The organism is Actinomadura monticuli, from assembly GCF_041463655.1.
GTDB lineage: Bacteria > Actinomycetota > Actinomycetes > Streptosporangiales > Streptosporangiaceae > Spirillospora > Spirillospora monticuli.
Genome location: NZ_JAXCEI010000025.1, coordinates 1 through 18,419, shown reverse-complemented (window position 1 = coordinate 18,419; position 18,419 = coordinate 1). Strand labels below are relative to the sequence as shown.

General features: G+C 74.7%; 22 protein-coding genes. 16 read left to right on the top strand and 6 right to left on the bottom strand.

What is annotated here, in order from left to right; all coding sequences use genetic code 11:
* Positions 1-42 precede the first annotated feature (42 nt).
* Both SM611_RS34975 and SM611_RS34970 read right to left on the bottom strand, forming a co-directional pair.
* Entirely contained in the window at positions 43-846 is an 804-nt protein-coding gene (locus SM611_RS34975) for an SDR family NAD(P)-dependent oxidoreductase (RefSeq protein WP_371954641.1), read from the bottom strand.
* A gap of 209 nt (positions 847-1,055) precedes the next feature.
* Positions 1,056-1,643 (bottom strand): TetR/AcrR family transcriptional regulator, encoded by a 588-nt coding sequence (locus SM611_RS34970; protein WP_371954639.1) that lies wholly within the window; start codon positions 1,641-1,643, stop codon positions 1,056-1,058.
* Positions 1,644-1,723: 80 nt separating this feature from the next.
* Between SM611_RS34970 and SM611_RS34965 the strand changes: the two genes are divergently transcribed.
* The 4 genes from SM611_RS34965 to SM611_RS34950 all read left to right on the top strand — a co-directional run bounded on the left by SM611_RS34965 (position 1,724) and on the right by SM611_RS34950 (position 4,794).
* On the top strand, positions 1,724-2,122 hold the full coding sequence (locus SM611_RS34965; protein ID WP_371954637.1) for a nuclear transport factor 2 family protein: 399 nt from the start codon (positions 1,724-1,726) through the stop codon (positions 2,120-2,122).
* Entirely contained in the window at positions 2,119-2,355 is a 237-nt protein-coding gene (locus SM611_RS34960; RefSeq protein ID WP_371954636.1) for a nuclear transport factor 2 family protein, read from the top strand. Before SM611_RS34965 ends, SM611_RS34960 begins: the two co-directional genes overlap by 4 nt.
* A gap of 160 nt (positions 2,356-2,515) precedes the next feature.
* The gene (locus tag SM611_RS34955) at positions 2,516-3,709 is read left to right on the top strand and encodes an acyl-CoA dehydrogenase family protein (protein ID WP_371954635.1); all 1,194 of its coding nucleotides are present in this window, start codon (positions 2,516-2,518) and stop codon (positions 3,707-3,709) included.
* Positions 3,706-4,794, top strand: a complete 1,089-nt coding sequence (locus tag SM611_RS34950) for an acyl-CoA dehydrogenase family protein (RefSeq protein WP_371954634.1) — start codon at positions 3,706-3,708, stop codon at positions 4,792-4,794. The genes SM611_RS34955 and SM611_RS34950 overlap by 4 nt, the downstream gene beginning before the upstream one ends.
* Positions 4,795-4,836: 42 nt before the next feature.
* On the opposite strand, the gene SM611_RS34945 is transcribed toward SM611_RS34950, so the two are convergent.
* From SM611_RS34945 to SM611_RS34935, 3 genes are read right to left on the bottom strand one after another with little or no spacing between them, the layout of a single operon-like run.
* On the bottom strand, positions 4,837-5,676 hold the full coding sequence (locus SM611_RS34945) for a 1-aminocyclopropane-1-carboxylate deaminase/D-cysteine desulfhydrase (RefSeq protein ID WP_371954633.1): 840 nt from the start codon (positions 5,674-5,676) through the stop codon (positions 4,837-4,839).
* Positions 5,673-6,317 (bottom strand): adenylate kinase family protein, encoded by a 645-nt coding sequence (locus SM611_RS34940; RefSeq protein ID WP_371954632.1) that lies wholly within the window; start codon positions 6,315-6,317, stop codon positions 5,673-5,675. Before SM611_RS34940 ends, SM611_RS34945 begins: the two co-directional genes overlap by 4 nt.
* Before the next feature lie 21 nt (positions 6,318-6,338).
* Entirely contained in the window at positions 6,339-6,893 is a 555-nt protein-coding gene (locus SM611_RS34935; protein ID WP_371954631.1) for a universal stress protein, read from the bottom strand.
* Between the two features lie 156 nt (positions 6,894-7,049).
* On the opposite strand from SM611_RS34935, the gene SM611_RS34930 reads away from it, so the two are divergent.
* The 12 genes from SM611_RS34930 (at position 7,050) to SM611_RS34875 (ending at position 16,759) form a co-directional block, all read left to right on the top strand.
* Complete coding sequence (locus SM611_RS34930) at positions 7,050-7,547, top strand: XdhC family protein (RefSeq protein WP_371954630.1); 498 nt, start codon at positions 7,050-7,052, stop codon at positions 7,545-7,547.
* A complete protein-coding gene (locus SM611_RS34925; RefSeq protein ID WP_371954629.1) occupies positions 7,547-8,632 on the top strand; it encodes a zinc-dependent alcohol dehydrogenase family protein in 1,086 nt (361 codons plus the stop codon). The genes SM611_RS34930 and SM611_RS34925 overlap by 1 nt, the downstream gene beginning before the upstream one ends.
* A gap of 121 nt (positions 8,633-8,753) precedes the next feature.
* Complete coding sequence (locus SM611_RS34920) at positions 8,754-9,731, top strand: sigma-70 family RNA polymerase sigma factor (protein ID WP_371954628.1); 978 nt, start codon at positions 8,754-8,756, stop codon at positions 9,729-9,731.
* A 149-nt stretch (positions 9,732-9,880) separates the two neighbouring features.
* On the top strand, positions 9,881-10,546 hold the full coding sequence (pcaH, locus tag SM611_RS34915) for a protocatechuate 3,4-dioxygenase subunit beta (RefSeq protein WP_371954627.1): 666 nt from the start codon (positions 9,881-9,883) through the stop codon (positions 10,544-10,546).
* Positions 10,546-11,097: a protocatechuate 3,4-dioxygenase subunit alpha gene (gene pcaG, locus SM611_RS34910; protein ID WP_371954626.1), complete on the top strand. Its 552-nt coding sequence runs from the start codon at positions 10,546-10,548 to the stop codon at positions 11,095-11,097. Before pcaH ends, pcaG begins: the two co-directional genes overlap by 1 nt.
* Complete coding sequence (gene pcaB, locus SM611_RS34905) at positions 11,087-12,268, top strand: 3-carboxy-cis,cis-muconate cycloisomerase (protein ID WP_371954625.1); 1,182 nt, start codon at positions 11,087-11,089, stop codon at positions 12,266-12,268. Before pcaG ends, pcaB begins: the two co-directional genes overlap by 11 nt.
* Positions 12,265-13,053 carry a 3-oxoadipate enol-lactonase gene (gene pcaD / locus SM611_RS34900; RefSeq protein ID WP_371954624.1) on the top strand — a complete coding sequence of 263 codons (789 nt, stop codon included), beginning with the start codon at positions 12,265-12,267 and terminating at the stop codon, positions 13,051-13,053. The genes pcaB and pcaD overlap by 4 nt, the downstream gene beginning before the upstream one ends.
* 53 nt (positions 13,054-13,106) lie before the next feature.
* Positions 13,107-13,511: a 4-carboxymuconolactone decarboxylase gene (gene pcaC, locus SM611_RS34895; RefSeq protein ID WP_371954623.1), complete on the top strand. Its 405-nt coding sequence runs from the start codon at positions 13,107-13,109 to the stop codon at positions 13,509-13,511.
* Between the two features lies 1 nt (position 13,512).
* Positions 13,513-14,313 (top strand): IclR family transcriptional regulator, encoded by an 801-nt coding sequence (locus tag SM611_RS34890; RefSeq protein ID WP_371954621.1) that lies wholly within the window; start codon positions 13,513-13,515, stop codon positions 14,311-14,313.
* A 53-nt stretch (positions 14,314-14,366) separates the two neighbouring features.
* Complete coding sequence (locus SM611_RS34885; RefSeq protein ID WP_371954620.1) at positions 14,367-15,524, top strand: 4-hydroxybenzoate 3-monooxygenase; 1,158 nt, start codon at positions 14,367-14,369, stop codon at positions 15,522-15,524.
* A 142-nt stretch (positions 15,525-15,666) separates the two neighbouring features.
* A complete protein-coding gene (locus SM611_RS34880) occupies positions 15,667-15,840 on the top strand; it encodes a hypothetical protein (RefSeq protein ID WP_371954619.1) in 174 nt (57 codons plus the stop codon).
* Positions 15,841-15,901: 61 nt separating this feature from the next.
* Positions 15,902-16,759, top strand: coding sequence for a phosphatase PAP2 family protein (locus SM611_RS34875; protein ID WP_371954618.1), 858 nt, complete (start codon positions 15,902-15,904; stop codon positions 16,757-16,759).
* 16 nt (positions 16,760-16,775) lie between these two features.
* Here SM611_RS34875 and SM611_RS34870 read toward each other — a convergent pair whose 3' ends face one another.
* Complete coding sequence (locus SM611_RS34870) at positions 16,776-18,098, bottom strand: IS4 family transposase (RefSeq protein ID WP_371954617.1); 1,323 nt, start codon at positions 18,096-18,098, stop codon at positions 16,776-16,778.
* Positions 18,099-18,419 lie beyond the last annotated feature (321 nt).

Sequence of the window (18,419 nt, the reverse complement as noted above, 5' to 3'; positions counted from 1 at the left end):
CACACCCTACTGACGAGCGCGGGCGGCTGGCAACGCCCGCGCTCAAGCCGTCGGGGGCGCGAGCTGGTCGCGGGTCCACTCCTTGACGCCGTCGACGAACGCGTCGACGTCGGCGGCCTTGCCGGACGCCATCTCGGTGAACCAGCCCGGCACGTACTCCTCGAACTTCCCGCTCTCCAGGACGGCGAGGACCGCGCCGGCGACCTCCTGAGGCGGCAGCGCGTCGGAGACGTCGCTCAGCGGCGGCTCGTTGCCGGGCAGCGTGAACAGCTCCGTGCCGGCGATGAGCGCGGGCTGGATCACGTGGGCCTGCACGCCCGTGCCGTCCAGGTCGACCGCCATGCTCTCCCAGAACGCGGTCAGCGCGGCCTTGGACGCGCCGTAGGCGCCCTCGTGCGGCGGCCCGAGCCGCGCCGCGACCGACCCCACCGCGACCAGGTGCCCGGACCCGCGCTCGATCATGCCGGGCAGCAGCGCCAGCGTGAGCCGCACCGGGGAGGCGTAGTTCAGCCGCATCACGTCGTCGGCCTCTTCGGCGGTCAGGTCCTGCACGCGGCGGCGCTTCGGCATCCCGGCGTTGTTGACCAGCACGTCCACGCCGCCGAACGCGCGCTCCACGGCCGCCGCCAGCTCGCCGATCCCGTCGAGGTCGGCGAGGTCGGCCGTCCACATCGCCGAGTCGGGGGAGTGCTCGCGGCACCGGGCGAGGACCTGTTCGAGCCTGTCCTTGCGGCGCGCGACCAGCCCGACGCGGGCCCCGGCGGCGGCGAGCGCCTCCGCGACCACGGCGCCGATGCCGGACGAGGCTCCCGTGACCAACGCGGACCGTCCCGTCAGAGTCACCATGCCGCACAACGTCACACACCCCCGCCCGGCCGGGCAAGGCGAACCGCCGCCGGGCCCCGCACAGGCGGGTAAGGTCGCGGGTTTCCCCTTGCCGCCCTCTCGCCGCCGAACGCGCCCACCTGGCCGGGTCCCGCGGCGACGATCTCCCTGCCGAGCCCGCGATGCCGTAGCCGGCGGGCGCTACGGGCCCGGCGGGGGGACCGGGCGCACTATCCGCGCGCGGCGGCCCGGTCCGGGCATGGGCGCAGGCCGTCGAAGGCGATGCGCAGGACGTCCTCGCGGGCTCCGGCGCGTCCGGCCGCGTAGGACATGCCGGCCAGCAGCGCCATGACCTCGGCCGCTCCGACGTCCGCGCGGACGGCCCCCGCCTCCTGCGCCCGTTCGAGGAGGGCGCCGAGAGCGGCCCTGAGGCCGGGACCGGCGCGTCCCGTGGCCGCGCGCGCGTCGACGCCGGCCTCGGCCAGCGCCTCGGTGACGGCCTGCTTGGTCGCCGCCCGGGAGACCACCCGGGAGAAGAACCCGAAGAACGCCTCGCCCGGGTCGGCGGCCGAGCGCAGCTCCTCCGCCTCGCCGGCCAGCCGCTCCAGCAGCGCGACCAGGACGGCCTCCAGCAGCGACTCCTTGGTCGGGAAGTGCCGGAACACCGTGCCGATGCCGACGCCCGCCTTGCGCGCGACCTCCTCGGTGGAGGCGGAGGTGCCCTGGACGGCGAAGACCTCCTCGGCCGCGGCGAGGACCTTGGCGCGGTTGCGCAGGGCATCGGCGCGCAGCGGCCTGCCGGACGCGGGTGATGTCATCGCGGCCTTCCGTTGACAAGTGGAGTCTTTGCTCCGTATTTTCTCATGCGGAGCACGAACTCCGATTGTAGGGGAGAGAGATGTCCGAGTTCGCCAGCCCCCGGGCCGTCTTCCAGCGGCTGATCGAGGGGATCACCGCGCTGCGGCCCGAGGAGCTGCCGCGGCTGTACGCGCAGGACGCGGTGGTCGTGCACCCGTTCGCCCACCCCGCCTCCCGCCTGGAGGGCCGCGAGGCGCTCCGCGCGCACTTCGCGCGGCTGGAGACCCTGCCCATGGAGATCAAGGCGCGCAACGTCGTCGTCCACCAGACCGCCGACCCGGAGGTGATCATCGCGGAGTTCGAGTACGAGGGGCGCAACACCGAGACCGGGCGCGAGTTCGTCGTGCCCAACGTCTTCGTCATGCGCGTCCGCAACGGGCACATCGTGGAGTCCCGCGACTACGCCCACCACCGCGCGTTCGACGAGGCGATGGCGTGACGGCTCCCGCGGCCGGGCCGCTCGAACTCCGGGCCTGGAACGCGGTGGTGCACGACACGGCCGATCCGGAGGTGATCGTCGCCGAGTTCGACTACGACGGCCGCGTCACCGCGACCGGGCGCACGTTCCGCGTCGCCAACCTCCAGGTCCTGCGGGTCCGGGACGGCCTGATCGTGGAGACGCGCGACTACCACGACCACCCCGGCCTGGCCCGGGCGCTGCGCGGGGAGTGAGCCGGGGGCGCGGGGAGTGAGCCGGGGGGCGGGCCGGGGCGCGTCCGGTTGACTCGCCGTCCCGGCGGTTCCTAGGCTGGACGGATCATACCGACCGGTTGGTATGTCCGTTCGCGGGTGGCGCGGCCGCCACCCGCCGCCCCGCGCGGAGGTTCGCCCTGTGAGCACAGCACCGCCCGACGCCGACGAGCTGAGCAGGCGGGTCGGCGAGTTCCTCGCCGCACACGACCCCTCGGCCCTGGAGCCGCTGGACTTCCTGCGCGCCCGGTTCGACGCCGGCCTCGCCTGGGTCCACTACCCCGAGGGGCTCGGCGGGCTCGGCGCCCCCCGGCACCTGCAGCCCGCCGTCGACCGGGCGTTCGCCGAGGCCGGCGCGCCGACCAACCACCCCGAGCGCAACGGCATCGGCCTCGGCATGGCCGCGCCGACGATCCTCGCGTTCGGCACCGAGGAGCAGAAGCGCCGCTTCCTGCGCCCGCTGTGGACCGGCGAGGAGGTGTGGTGCCAGCTGTTCAGCGAGCCCGGCGCCGGCTCCGACCTCGCCGCGCTCGCCACCCGCGCCGTCCGCGACGGCGACGCCTGGACGGTCAACGGCCAGAAGGTCTGGACGTCCATGGCGCACGAGGCGCGCTGGGCGATCCTCGTCACCCGCACCGACCCGGACGTCCCCAAGCACCGCGGAATGACCTACTTCGTGTGCGACATGACCGCGCCCGGCGTCGAGGTCCGGCCGCTGCGGCAGATCACCGGCGAGGCCGAGTTCAACGAGGTGTTCCTCACCGACGTGCGGATCCCCGACGAGCACCGGCTCGGCGAGGTCGGGCAGGGCTGGCAGGTCTCCACCACGACGCTCATGAACGAGCGGGTCGCGATCGGCGGCAGCGCCGCGCCGCGCGAGAGCGGCATGATCGGCGTCGTCGCCGCGCTGTGGCGCGACCGGCCCGAGCTGCGCACCCCCGGCCTGCACGACGCCGTCCTGCGGGCGTGGGTGGAGACCGAGGCCGCCCGGCTGACCGGGGCGCGGCTGCGCCAGCAGCTCACCGCCGGGCAGCCCGGCCCCGAGGGGTCGGGCGCCAAGCTCGCCTTCGCCAAGCTCAACCAGGAGGTCTCCGGCCTGGAGCTGGAACTGCTCGGCGAGGACGGCCTGCGCTACGACGACTGGACGATGCGCCGCCCCGCCGAGGTCGACTTCACCCGCCGCTCGCCCGGCTACCGCTACCTGCGCGCCAAGGGCAACTCCATCGAGGGCGGCACCTCGGAGATCCTGCGCAACATCATCGCCGAGCGCGTCCTCGGCCTGCCCGGTGAGATCCGCGTCGACAAGGACGTGGCGTGGAAGGACCTGCCCAAGTGAGTGACCTGCTCTACTCCGAGATCGAGACCGACCTGCGCGCCGGCGTCCGCGAGCTGCTCGACGACAAGGCGCCCTGGACGTCCGTCCTCGCCGGGACCGAGAAGGACGAGCCCTACGACGCGGAGCTGTGGCGCGCCGTCGCCGTCCAGCTGGGCTGCGCGGGGCTGCCCGTCCCCGAGGACCTCGGCGGCGCCGGCGCCACCTGGCGGGAGACCGCCGTGGTCATGGAGGAGCTGGGCCGGTCCGCCGCGCCCGTCCCCTTCCTGACCAGCGCGGTGATCGCGACGGCCGCGCTGCTGGCCGCCGGGGAGCGCGACCTGCTCGCCCGGCTGGCCGCGGGGGACGGGATCGCCGTCCTGGCCGTCCCCTTCAGCACCGGGCCGTTCAGCGCCGGGGCGGACGGGGCGACCGCCGCCGTGCGGGCCGCGGACGGGACGCTCAGCGGCGAGGTCGCCAGCGTCGCCGACGGCATGGCCGCCGACGTCCTCCTCGTCCCGGCCGCCGGGGGCCTCTACGCGGTGGACGCCGCCGAGGCCCGCCGCACCCCCGTGACCTCGCTCGACATGACCCGCCGGCTCGCCGACATCGCCTTGTCCGGCGCGCCCGCCCGGCGCGTCGCCGAGGGGGACGGCGCCGTCCGGGCCGCCCTGCTGACCGGCGCGGCGATGCTGGCGTCCGAGCAGCTCGGGCTCGCCGAACGCTGCCTGGACGACACCGTCGCCTACGTGAAGACGCGCTACCAGTTCGGCCGCCCGGTCGGCTCCTACCAGGGCCTCAAGCACCGGCTCGCCGACCTGTGGACGTCGGTCACCCAGGCCCGCGCGGTCGCCCGCCACGCGGCGTCCTGCGCGGCCGCCGGCGACGGCGACACGCCGATCGCGGTCGCCGTCGCGCAGGCGCACTGCTCGGCGGTCGCGCTCAAGGCCGCCGAGGAGTGCGTGCAGATGCACGGCGGCATCGGGTTCACCTGGGAGCACCCGGCGCACCTCTACCTGAAGCGCGCCAAGGCCGACTCCATCGCGCTCGGCACGCCCGGCCACCACCGCGCCGCCCTGGCGGCCCTGGTCGACCTGCCCCCGGCGTGACGCGCGGCCGGACGGCCCCGCCCGCGCCGCGGGGCCGTCCGGTCAGCCGGTGACGACGGCCAGGATCCGCGCGCCCTCCGGGAACGCGCCGCGCCCGGCCAGCGCGAGGACGCCGAACATCATCTTCGCCGTGTAGACCCGGTCGAGGACGATCCCGTGCCGCTCGGCGAAATCGTCGGTGAACGCGTCCAGCTCCGGGGTCCTCCGGGCGTAGCCGCCGAAGTGGAAGCCGTCCTCGACGCGCCAGTTCCCCCTGCGTCCGCCGTAGGTCTCGCGCTGGAGCCGCTCGACCTCGCCGCTCAGGAAGCCGCCCTTCAGCACGGAGAAGCCGAGGGCCCGCTGGCGCGGGGCCAGGCCCGCCGCCAGGCCGGCGAGCGTCCCGCCCGTCCCGCACGGGCAGCAGACCACGTCGAAGCCCGGCACCTCCGCGCCGAGCTCCGCGCAGCCCTCGACGGCCAGGGCGTTGCTGCCGCCCTCCGGCAGCAGGTAGAAGTCGCCGAACCGCTCGCGCAGGGCGTCCACGACGTCCGGGTCGTGCTTGCGCCGGTAGGAGGCGCGGTCCAGGTAGGTGAGGCGCATGCCCATCCGCTCGGCGTACGCCAGGGAGTCGTTCAGCGGGAGATGCTCCTCGCCCCGGATCACCCCGATCGTCGCGAAACCGAAGATCCGCCCGGCCGCGGCCGCGGCGCGGATGTGGTTGGAGTAGGCGCCGCCGAACGTCAGGACCGTCCCGTGCGCGCGGGCCGGCCCGAGGTTGTGCTTGAGCTTGCGCCACTTGTTGCCGGGGATCTCCGGGTGGATCAGGTCGTCCCGCTTCAGGAACAGCCGCAGTCCCCGCCGCGCCGCCCGGTCGTCGGACAGCTCCACCACCGGCGACGTCATCGCGGCATCGGCAGCCGGAGCCTCTCGCGCAGCGTGCGCTGCACCTCGTCGATGCCCGGCCGCGCGTCCACGGTGACCACGTACTCCTTGCGGGCGAACAGCTCCAGGATCGGGTCGGTCTTCTCGTGGTAGTCGCGCAGCCGCTCGGCGAGCGCCTCCTCCGTGTCGTCCTCCCGGGTCACCAGCTCGCCGCCGCACACGTCGCAGCGGCCCTCCTCCGTGGGGCGGTCCGCGATGAGGTTGTAGTCCATGCCGCACCGCGAGCAGAGCCGCCGGCCCAGCACCCGGCGGCGGACCTCCGCGTCCGGCAGGTCGAGATGGATCACGCCGTCGATGTCGTAGCTCTCCAGGAAGAACTCGGTCTGCCGCCGGCTGCGCGGGAACCCGTCGACGATGAAACCGTAGTTCCAGTCGTGCTGGTCGAGGCGCTCCCGGACGACGTTCTCCGCCAGGTCGTCGCCGACCAGCTCACCGGCCGCCATGATCCGCCGCACCTGCGCGCCCAGCTTCGTGTGGTTCTTGACGTGCCAGCGGAAGATGTCCCCGACGCTGATGTGGACGATGTCCAGGTCCCGCGCGAGCAGTCCGGACTGCGTGCCCTTGCCGCTGCCGATGGCACCGATGATGACGTACTTGCGCATGCGGCCAGCCTAGGCGGACGGTCAGAGCGGGAGCCGCAGCCGCCGCCCCAGCCTGCGGAAGCGTGAACCGGGGACGTGCTCGGGCGAGTCGTCCCGCTCGGTCAGGCCCGCAAGCAGCGTCTCGAACGAGGGCTGCCGGACGCACACCAGCGTCGCGCGGGCCCGCCGGGCGCAGTGCAGCCGCACCGACGGCCGCAGCAGCCGGGAGAACGGGCCGCGCGTCCCGTGCCCGACCACCAGGATGTCGTCGTCGCCCGCCAGCCGCACCAGCGTGGCGCCGGGCTCGCCGACCAGCGCGAGCGCGGTCATCTCCACCCCGTCGGGCGGACCGCCGGACACCTCGGCGAGCAGCCGCGCGATCAGCTCGGCGCCGGAGCCGCGCAGGGCCTCGGTGATGCCGCAGCCGAGCTGCCCGGCCGCCGACACGTGCGGCGGCAGCGGCGCCGCGTGCGCGACGAGCAGCGGCAGCCGGCGCAGCCGCGCCGCGCCGATCGCCCAGGAGAGGGCGCAGCGGGCGCCCGCGGAGTCGTCCACCCCCACCACCACGCGGGGGCCGCCCTCCGGTCTCGCGATCACAGTCCCTCCTGTGCGCCGGGTGTCGGCAGTGGGCCGGGTGCCAGCAGTTTAGGCATACCCTCCCGGCAGCGGGAGTTCCACATTACGGAAACACCGGTTTCCCATGAAAGGCGTGGCCGCTGGACCCGCCGCCGCCGGGCGCGGCAGACTGCGGGTATGGGCACACCGCACGAGACCGACCCGTCCTGCGCCGTCGCGCACGGCGACGCTCCGCCCGCCGCGCCGGAGCGGACCCTGGTGGCGGTGTTCGGGGGCGCGGTCGCCGACCACCTGCTGCGCTACGGCGCCGACCTCGGCTACCGGACGTTCCTCGTCGACCCCGACAAGGACCGTGAGGGCGCCACCGACCTGCCGCCCCTCGACGGCACCGCCGACGTCGTCGTCACCGACCACCACCGCCCCGAACTCGGGCCGGTGCTGCGCGACGTGCTGACGCAGCCCGTGCGGTGGGTCGGCGTCATGGGCAACCCCCGGCACCCCGCCCCGCACATCCCGGCGCTCACCGAACTCGGCGTCCCCGCCGGCGACATCGCCCGGGTGCACCGCCCGATCGGACTGAACATCGGCTCCAAGTCCCCGGCGGAGATCGCCATCGCCACCCTCGCGGGCCTGATCGCCGACCGCAACGGCCGGCCCGGCGGCTTCGAGTTCTAGTGCGGGCCGTCGCCTACGACGCCTTCGCGGCGCCGCCGTCCGTCCGCGACCTGCCGGACCCGCGGGTCCCCGGGGGCGGCGCGGTGATCAGGGTCGAGGCGACCGGCGTCTGCCGCAGCGACTGGCACGGCTGGCAGGGCCACGACCCCGACATCCGGGCCTTCCCGCACGTCCCCGGCCACGAGCTGGCCGGCACGGTCGAGGAGACGGGCGCCGGCGTCGCCCGCCACCGCCCCGGCGACCGGGTGACCGTCCCGTTCGTCTGCGCCTGCGGCCGCTGCCCGTCCTGCGCCGCCGGCGACCAGCAGGTGTGCGAGTCCCAGACCCAGCCGGGCTTCACGCACTGGGGCTCGTTCGCCCACTACGTCGCGGTCGAGAACGCCGACGTCAACCTGGTCGGCCTTCCGGACGAGATGTCCTATACGACCGCCGCCGGGCTCGGCTGCCGGTTCGCCACCGCCTTCCGCGCCGTCACCGCGCAGGGCGGCGCCACCGCCGGCCGGTGGGTCGCCGTGCACGGCTGCGGCGGCGTCGGCCTGTCCGCCGTGATGATCGCCGCGGCGGCCGGCGCCCGCGTCGTCGCGGTCGACGTCTCGCCGCAGGCCCTGGAACTGGCCCGCCGCTGCGGCGCGTCCGCGGTCGTCGACGCGTCAGCACACGACGACGTCGCCGAGGCCGTCCGCGACGCCTCCGGCGGCGGGGCCCACGTCTCCCTGGACGCCCTCGGCAGCCCGGCGACCGCCCGCGCCTCGATCGAGTCGCTGCGCCGCCGCGGCCGGCACGTCCAGGTCGGCCTCCTCCCGCCCGGCGCGGGACGCGCCGACCTTCCGATGGACCGGGTCATCGCGTGGGAACTGGAGATCGCCGGCAGCCACGGGATGGCCGCGCACGCCTACGGCCCGATGATGGAGCTGGTCCGGGCCGGCGCCCTGCGCCCCGACGTGCTCGTCGGCCGCGTCCTGACCCTCGACGACGCCCCGGCCGCCCTCACCGGACCGCCCGGCCCCGGCATCACCATGATCGAACCTCACCGGCAGGGCGGCGGGACCGGCGGGAACGGGGAGGACGGGGCGGACGGGGGGTAGCGGCGCCGCGTAGGATCCGGAGTGCACGCGTTCTGTCGGTGGGGTCTCCTACGGTCGGGGGCGACGGGGCCCGCCGGCCATGCCGACGGGGCGATGCCGCCGAGCAGAGGTGACCACCACCATGGCGAACAGCACCATCGAATCAGACCGCGACTTCCAGGAGCTCGCCGATCCGTACCGGCGGGAGCTGCTGGCGCACTGCTACCGGATGCTCGGTTCCATCCACGACGCCGAGGACCTGGTGCAGGAGACCTTCCTGCGGGCGTGGCGCTCGTACGGCGACTTCGAGGGGCGCTCGTCGCTGCGGACGTGGCTGTACCGGATCGCCACCAACGTGTGCCTCACCGCGATCGACCAGCGCGGCCGGCGGCCGATGCCGTCGGGGCTGGGCGCGCCCGGCGACGAGCCGGAGCGGCCCGTGGTGGCCTCCCCGGAGGTGCCGTGGCTGGAGCCGGCCCCCGACACCGTCGCCGGCGCCGACGCCGCCGACCCCGCCACGATCGTCGCGGCCCGGGAGAGCACCCGGCTGGCGTTCATCGCGGCGCTGCAGCACCTGCCCGCCAAGCAGCGGGTGGTGCTGATCCTGCGGGACGTCCTGAAGTGGCGGGCCGCCGAGGTCGCGGAGCTGCTCGACACCTCGACGGCGGCGGTCAACAGCGCGCTGCAGCGGGCGCGGGCCCAGCTGGAGCAGGACGCGCCGCTCCGGGACGAGCTCGTCGAGCCCACCGACCCCGCCCAGCGCGAGCTGCTGGAGCGGTACGCCAAGGCGTTCGAGGACGCCGACATCGCCGGCCTCATCGAGCTGTTCAAGAAGGACGTCGTCTGGGAGATGCCGCCGTTCCCCGAATGGTTCGTCGGCGCCGACGTCGTCATGCGGCTCATCGCCGCCCAGTGCGCACCCGGTCCGGGCGACATCCGGATGGTCCCGGCGGCCGCCAACGCGCAGCCCGCGTTCGGGCTCTACAAGCGCGACGAGGAGGGCGTGCACAGCGCGTACCAGTTGCAGGTGCTGAGCGTCACCGGCGACGGCGTCGCGCATGTCTCGGCGTTCTTCGACACGACCCTGTTCCCCCTGTTCGGGCTGGCCGAACACCTCTGACCGGCCGCCCGCTCTTCCACTGGACGGAAACCCGCCTCCAGTGCTCCCGGCATGGGCTGCCAGGGTGGTGGGACGGTGCCCGCCACGTGGGAATGGGAGAGGTACGGCCCATCGGGGCGCGGGCGCCGCACGAAGGAGGGAAAGAGGGCATGACGCATCCCCCGTACCTGTACCCGGGCTACAAGAGCACCGTGCTCCGCGCCCCGTCGCAGGACCTGATCATGCCGAAGCTCGGCCCGGACAGCGTCGAGCTGACCTCGCCCGTCTTCGGCCACCAGGAGCTCGGCCGGCTGGACGAGGACCTCACCGTCCAGCACTCCGGGGAGCCGCTCGGCCAGCGGATCACCGTGACCGGCCGGGTCCTCGACGGCGCCGGCCGCCCGGTGCGCGGCGCGCTGGTGGAGATCTGGCAGGCCAACGCGGCCGGCCGGTACGACCACCTCGGCGACATCCACCCGGCGCCGCTCGACCCCAACTTCACCGGCGCCGGGCGCTGCCTCACCGACGGCGACGGCCGCTACCGGTTCGTCACGATCAAGCCCGGCGCCTACCCGTGGGGCAACCACCACAACGCCTGGCGGCCCGCGCACATCCACTTCTCGGTGTTCGGCACCGCGTTCACGCAGCGGCTCGTCACGCAGATGTACTTCCCCGACGACCCGCTGTTCGCCTTCGACCCGATCTTCCAGTCGATCCCGGACGAGCGGGACCGCGAGAAGCTGATCTCCCGGTTCGACATGGACCTCACCACGCCGGAGTGGGCGCTCGGCTTCACCTGGGACATCGTCCTCGGCGACACCCCGATGGAGACCTGATGGGCACCCCCGCATCCGCCACGCCGTCCCAGACGGTCGGCCCGTTCTTCGGCTTCGCGCTGCCCTACCCGGACGGCCCCGAGGTCGTGCCGCCCTGGCGGCCGGACGCGATCCAGGTGCGCGGCCGGGTCCTGGACGGCGCGGGCGAGCCGGTGCCGGACGCCCTGCTGGAGATCTGGCAGCCCGACGCCGACGGCGAGATCGCGCGCCGCCCCGGCGCCCGGGTCCGGGCCGGGCACGACTTCTCGGGGTTCGGCCGGTGCGGCACCGACGCCGACGGCGGCTACCGGTTCAGCACCGTCAAGCCCGGCGCGGCCGGCGACGGCGCCCCCTACATCGCCGTCCTGGTCTTCGCGCGCGGCCTGCTCAAGCCCGTCTGCACCCGGTTGTACTTCCCCGAGGACGAGGCCGCGCACGCCGCCGACCCGCTGCTCGGCATCGTCCCGGACGAGCGCCGCGCGACCCTGATCGCCGACCGCGAGGGCGAGCGCCGGTACCGTTTCGACATCAGGCTGCAAGGGGAAGGAGAGACGGTCTTCCTTGCCTTCTGACGAGCACGGGCCGCCACCGGACGCGGGGCTGCTGTCGCCCGTCCGGGCGGGCACGCGGGCCGAGGCCGCCACGAGCGACCTCGCCTACCTGGCCGCGATGCTGGACGCCGAGGCGGCGCTCGCCCGCGCGCAGGCCCGCCTGGGGATCATCCCGGCGGAGGCGGCCGAGGCGATCACGGCCGCCGCCGACGTGGACCGGTTCGACGTCGCCGCGATCGCCCGCCGGGCCCGCGGGTCCGGCAACCCGGTGGTGCCGCTGGTCGCCGACCTGCGCGAGCTCGCCGGCGCGGCCGGACCGCACGTCCACAGGGGCGCCACCAGCCAGGACATCGCCGACACCGGCGCCATGCTCGTCGCCGCCCGGACCAGGCGCGCCGTGCTCGCCTGCCTCGACCGGGCGCTGGACGCGCTGGCCGGGCTCGCGGCGCGGTACCGCGACACCCCGATGGCGGCGCGTACGCTCGGCCGGCAGGCGCTGCCGACGACGTTCGGCGCGAAGGCCGCGAACTGGCTGATGGGCTGCCTGGAGGCCCGCGAGGGGCTCGCCTCCGTGCCGCTGCCCGTCCAGCTCGGCGGCCCCGCCGGGACCCTCGACGCCTTCGGCGACCGCGCCCTCGACCTCGTCGCCGCCTACGCCGAGGAGACCGGGCTGGCGCGGCCCGTCCTGCCGTGGCACACCCGCCGCACGCCCGTCGCCGGGCTGGCGGCGGCGCTGGCGGTGACCGCCGGCGCCCTCGGCAAGATCGCCACCGACGTGTGGCTGCTGTCGCAGAGCGAGGTCGGCGAGGTCGCCGAGGCGGCGGGCGCCGGCCGCGGCGGCTCGTCGTCGATGCCGCACAAGCGCAACCCGGCGCTGTCCACCCTGATCCGCTCCGCCGCGCTGCAGGTCCCGGCCCAGGTCCAGGTGATCCTCGCCGCGCAGGCCGCGCCGCACGAGCGCCCGGCGGGGGAGTGGCACGCCGAGTGGCAGCCGCTCCGCGAATGCCTGCGCCTCACCGGCGGCGCCGCCGAGACGGCCGCCGACCTGCTGGACGGCCTGGAGGTGTCCACCGGGCGGATGCGCGCCGACCTCGACGGCCTGCTGGACGTGCTCGGCGGCGACCCCGGGCCCGGCGCCGCCGCCGCCCTCGTCGGCCAGGCCCTCGACGCCTACCGGAGGAGCCGCGGATGACCGCGCCGCACCGCCCCTGGAAGCCGCGGCACCGGCTGGACGGCCCCGAGGACGCGCCGGTCGTCGTCCTCGGCCCGTCCCTCGGCACGTCCATGGACCTGTGGCTGCCGCAGCTGCCCGCGCTGGCCCGCTCCTGGCGCGTCCTGCGCTACGACCTGCCCGGCCACGGCGGCGCCCCCGCGCCGGACGGCCCGCTCACCGTCGAGGAGCTCGCCGGCGGCATCACCGACCTGCTGGACGGCCTCGGCGTCGAACGCGCCGCCTACGCCGGCGTGTCGCTCGGCGGCGCGGTCGGCACCGCGCTCGCGCTGGCGGCCCCGCACCGCGTCGCCAGCCTGGTCCTCGTCTGCACGTCCCCGCGCTTCGGCGACCCCGCGGCCTGGCGGGACCGGGCCGCGCTCGTCCGCCGCGAGGGCGTCGGCCCGGTGGCCGGCTCGGCGGCCGGCCGCTGGTTCACCCCCGCGTTCGAGGACGCGGAGGCGTACGTGGCGATGCTCCGCGCCACCGACCCCGAGGGCTACGCGGCCTGCTGCGACGCCCTGGCCGGGTTCGACGCCACCGCACGGCTCGGCGGGATCTCCGCGCCGACCCTGGTCATCGCCGGGGAGCGGGACGTCCCGACGCCGCCGCGCGGGCACGCCGACCGGCTCGCCGCCGGCATCCCGGACGCCCGGCTGGCCGTCGTCGAGGGCGCCGGGCACCTGGCGAACGCCGAGCGCCCGGACGCGGTCACCCGGGAGATCACCGCGCACCTCGACCGCACCTGGAGGGGACACGACCGATGAGCGGGGAACGCCCGGCCGACCGGCCCACGGACAGCGGGCCCGTGAAGGGGCCCATGAGCGATGCGGAGCGGCACGCGCAGGGCATGCGGACGCGCCGCGAGGTGCTCGGCGACGCGCACGTCGACCGCGCCGAGGCCCGCAAGGACGACTTCACCGCCGACTTCCAGGACATGATCACCCGGTACGCCTGGGGCGAGATCTGGAGCCGGCCCGGCCTGGACCGCAGGACCCGCAGCTGCATCACGCTCACCGCCATGGTCGCCGGCGGGCACCTGGACGAGCTGGCGATGCACGTGCGCGCCGCCGTCCGCAACGGGCTGACGCACGAGGAGATAAAAGAGGTGCTCCTGCAGACGGCGATCTATTGTGGAGTGCCCGCCGCGAACTCGGCCTTCGCCGTCGCCCAGCGGGTACTCGGCGAGCTGGAGCGACCGGCCGGAGTGACCGGGGTGGAGTGAGATGGCGGAACGCGCGCGGCCGGTGAGCGTGGCGGGCAAGGTGATGGCCATCCTGAACGCCTTCGCGCAGGGCGGCGTCCGCCTGAACCTCAGCGAGATCTGCCGCCGCTCCGGGCTGCCCCTGGCGACCGGCCACCGGCTCGTCGGCGAGCTGGTCGGCGGCGGGTTCCTGGAGCGGGTCCCGGACGGGACGTACCGCATCGGCACCCGGCTGTGGCGCATCGGCAGCCAGGCCCCCGCCGTGACCGGGCTGCGCGAGCTGGCCCTCCCGCACATGGAGGACCTGTACGAGGCCACCCACGACAACGTCCAGCTCGGCGTCCTCCGCGAGGACCGCGTGCTGATCGTCGAGCGGCTGCGCGGCACCCGGTCGGTGCCGGTCGTGACGCAGGTCGGCGCGATGCTGCCGCTGCACACCACCGGCGTGGGCAAGGTGCTGCTGGCGTACGCGCCGCCGGAGGTGCGGGAGAAGGTCCTGTCCGGCGACCTGGCCCGGCACGCGGCGCGGTCCATCACCGACCCGGCCAGGCTGCGCCGCAACCTGGAGCAGGTCCGCCGCTCCGGCTACGCGCTCACCCGGGACGAGATGACGCTCGGCGCCGCGTCCGTCGGCGCCCCGGTGCGGGACGGCGAGGGCGCCGTGGTCGCGGCCATGTCGCTGGTGGCGGGCACCCGCGCCGCCGACCTGCGGCGGCTGCTGCCGCCGCTCACGACGGCGGTGCGGGCCCTGTCCCGGGACGTGGCGGCGCACTGGCGCGGCGATCCCGACCTCTTTTCCGGTGAGCGGAAGGCCGGTGCCTGAACCTGCGGCGATGCGCGCCAGCATCGCCGCGTAACCGATGTGGAGGAGGCTCGATGCGTACCCAGGTCGCGATCATCGGCGGGGGCCCCGCGGGACTGCTGCTGTCGCATCTGCTGCACGTGCAGGGGATCGACTCGGTGGTCCTGGAGAGCCGGGACCGCGACTATGTGGAGCACCGGCAGCGGGCCGGGATGCTGGAGCAGGGCACGACCGACGTGCTGCGCGAGAGCGGCGCCGGCGAGCGCCTCGACCGGGAGGGCCTGGTCCACCACGGGCTGGAGCTGCGCTTCGGCGGGGCGGGGCACCGTGTGCCGCTGACCGACCTGACGGGCCGGACGGTCACGGTCTACGCGCAGACCGAGATCGTCAAGGACCTGGTCGCCAAGCGGCTGGCCGACGGCGGCGACGTCCGCTTCGAGACCGAGGTAGTGGGCCTGGACGCGTCCGCGCCGAGCGTCACCTTCCGCGACGGCGCCGGGACGCGCACCCTCGACTGCGACTACATCGCGGGCTGCGACGGGTTCCACGGGGTGAGCCGCCCGGCGGTGCCCGGCCTGCGGACGTTCTCGCGCGAGTACCCGTTCGCGTGGCTCGGCATCCTCGCCGACGTCCCGCCGTCCACCGAGGAGCTGATCTACGCCCACCACGACCGCGGTTTCGCGCTGCACAGCCTGCGCTCGCCGCACGTCAGCCGGCTGTACCTGCAGGTCTCGCCGGACGAGGACCTCGCCGCGTGGTCCGACGCCCGGATCTGGGACGAGCTGGCGGCGCGGTTCGCCACCGACGACGGCTGGAAGCTGCACGAGGGTCCGATCACCGACAGGTCCATCACGCCGATGCGCAGCTTCGTGGCCGAGCCGCTGCGGCACGACCGGCTGTTCCTCGCCGGGGACGCGGGGCACATCGTCCCGCCGACCGGCGCGAAGGGCCTCAACCTGGCGGTGTCGGACGTGATCGTCCTGGCGCGGGCGCTGACCGAGCGGTACGCCTCGGGGTCGCGGACGCTGCTCGACGGGTACTCCGACATGTGCCTGCGGAGGGTGTGGCGGGCGGAGCACTTCTCGTACTGGATGACGGCGCTGCTGCACGTCGACCCGGCCGCGACCGAGTTCGAGCGGCGGCTCCAGCGCTCCCACCTGGACTACGTGGCCTCGTCGGAGGCGGCCAAGACGTCCCTGGCGGAGAACTACGCGGGACTCCCCGTCTTCTAGGAGCGCCCCCGCCCGGCGGGGCGGTGAGATGCACATCACGCGAATTGGCAGCCCCTGAAATTTTGCTGCTTGGGCAAGTTCGGTCTAGCCTGGACGGGGTCGCGCCGGCGGCCGAGGCCGCCTTCGGCGCCTCGCGGTCCGGATGACGATCGTCCCCGCGGTCACGGCCCTGTCCGGCCGCGCCGCGTGGTGGCCGCCGGGCCCGCCGGCGCGCGCCGTTCCCAACGTGGACGTGGAAGGTGAGAGGCTTCGGCATCTGCTCGGCGACGCCGAGGGCACCGCCGCCCGGCGGGAACCCGCCCCCGCCCGGACCTGACGGCCCGGACCGTCCCCCGACCGGACCGGACCCCGCCCGGCCCCAGACCGAAGGACAGCATGTGAGCCTTCTCGACCGACCGTCCCGGCCGGACGGCGCGCGGGCCCGCCCGCGCCGGCTCCCGCACCGGCCGGGACGGCGGGACGCCGCCGGCGGCGGGCGGCACGGCGGGCGGCCCCGGGCCGTCCGCGAGCTGCTGCTGATCATCGCGCTGTTCACTGTCTACAAGCTCGGCCGGCTGCTGGCCGGCGGGCGGGTCGCGGAGGCGTTCGACAACGCCCACCGCGTGTGGCGCCTGGAACGGCTCCTCGACCTGCCGAGCGAGACGGGCGTCCAGCAGGGGCTGCTGCACAGCGACCTGCTGGTGGGCGCGGCCAACTGCTACTACGCGTACGTGCACTTCCCGGCGGCGGTCGCCTTCCTGCTCTGGATCTACCTGCGGCGGCCCGCCCACTACCGGTGGGTCCGCCGGGTCATGGTCGCGCTGACCGGCGCCGCACTCGTGCTGCATCTGCTCGTCCCGCTGGCGCCGCCGCGGATGCTGCCCGCGACCGGGCTCATCGACACCGCGGCGCTGTTCGGCCCGGCCGTGTACGGGCCGCCGCAGACCGACACGATCGCCAACCAGTACGCGGCCATGCCGTCCCTGCACATCGGCTGGGCGGCCGTCATCGCGCTCGGCCTCGTCGCCACGTCCCGGACGCGGTGGCGCTGGCTGTGGGTCCTGCACCCGGCCGTGACGATCGCGGTCGTGGTCGGGACCGCCAACCACTACTGGCTGGACGGGGTCGTGGTGCTCGCCCTGCTGGCGGTCGGCGCCCTCCTCCTGCGCCCGCCCGCCCCGCACGGCGGCCGGGCTGCGGGCGGCGGCCGGCCACCCGCCGGCCGCGTCCCCGGCCTCACGGGACAGAACGGCTAGCCGCAATGCCAGGAAGTTAAGGGGCTTGGGCGGTTGTCAACTCGGGTTCGGTGAGGACGTCGATGGTGAGGGTCGCCTGGTGGTTGGTGCGGTCGACCTGGCCTTTGGCCCGGTGTTTGGAGATCGCTCGTTTGACGATGCGGGGGCGGCTGCGGTCACGGCGTTCGGGCAGCGGGCTGTCCAGGACCGCTCGGCCGATTCGTCCGACCAGGTCGATGGTGGTGCCGGCGATGATGCCGGCGGCGTGGACGACCTGGTCGCGGGCGGCGAGCAGGGCGATGGTGAAGCCGGCCCGGTCGGCGGGGAGGCCGCCGCTGGTGGTGGCGTCGGCCATCGCCAGCCGCAGCGCCTGGTAGACGGTCAGCAGGGCATAGATCTCCTGGTCGACGCCCTGCGGGGTGCGAGAACGCAGGACACGGCCGCCCAGCGTGGTGGACTTCAACTCCAGGTAGGCCGTCTCGATCTCCCACCGCCGGTGGTAGAGCTTCACGATCTCCGCAGCGGGGTGGCGGCGGGGATCGAGCAGGGTGGTGATCAGCCGGTAGTGGCCGGTGCGGTGCCCGCCGCCGGACAGGGCGGCAGTGATCTGGGCGTCGATCACCCGGATCGGCACCCCGCCCAGCACCGAACGCCACGACCGGTCAGCCAGGTTCTCAAGACGGGGCAGCGGCCGGGTGCTCTTGCAGCGGATCAGCAGGTCCGCGCCGGTGCCCTGCGGACCGGCGATCGCCGTCACCAGGGCCTTGACGGCGAAGTTGCGGTCGGCCAGCAGCAGCATCCCCGCCCTCAGGCAGCCCAACAACTCGGGCGCGTAGGTCGTCTCACCCGTCCTGAAGGGCCCGAACGCCGCCCCCATCAGGGTGCGGGTGCCGCAGGCCACCACCGCGACCATCCGGACCAGGGGATAGCCCGACCCGCCATGACTGCCGGTCTGATGACCGTAGGCCGCCAGATTGGCCGGGGTGTCGGGGACGCTCATCGTGGTGCCGTCCATCGCGCACACCAGCAGACCCCGCCAGCGCACCGCCCCCGCGGGCGGACCGGCCAGCAGGGCGAACAACGCCCGCAGCGGCGCGACCCCCACCCGGCGGCGGGCCTGGGCCAGCACCGACGACGACGGCACCCACCCCGGCCCGTCCAGTCCCGACACCAGCCGCGCCCACACCTGCCCGAACCCCTGCCCCTCGAACAACCCCGCCGCCAGCAGCAGATACACCACCACCCGCGACGGCAACCGCCTCACCCGCCGCTGCACCGAGCGCGTCCCGGCCAGCACCTCATCAACCATCTCGAACGGCACGATCTGGGTCAGCTCCCCCAGATGCCCCGGCGCGAACACCCCGGCCGCGCAACGGTGAACCGAACCAATGGCACAGGCCACAACAGACCTGGCAGACTCAACACCCAACGGAGATCCAGTAGGTCAGACGGACGATGGTAGAAGATCACCCGTTCTACTGGATCTCCGTCCTCACGTCTCCAACATCCACCAAACCCCTGGACAACCAACCCACAGGCCTAACTACCCGGCATTGCGGCTAGCCCCGTTTTCCGCACATGAGTGATCGTCAGCGGAGTTGTCGCGGGTCGATGTCCAGCAGGTCCAGGAGATGGAGTTGGACGGGTGTGGGCTGGGGGATGACCGGTGGGTCTTGGCCTT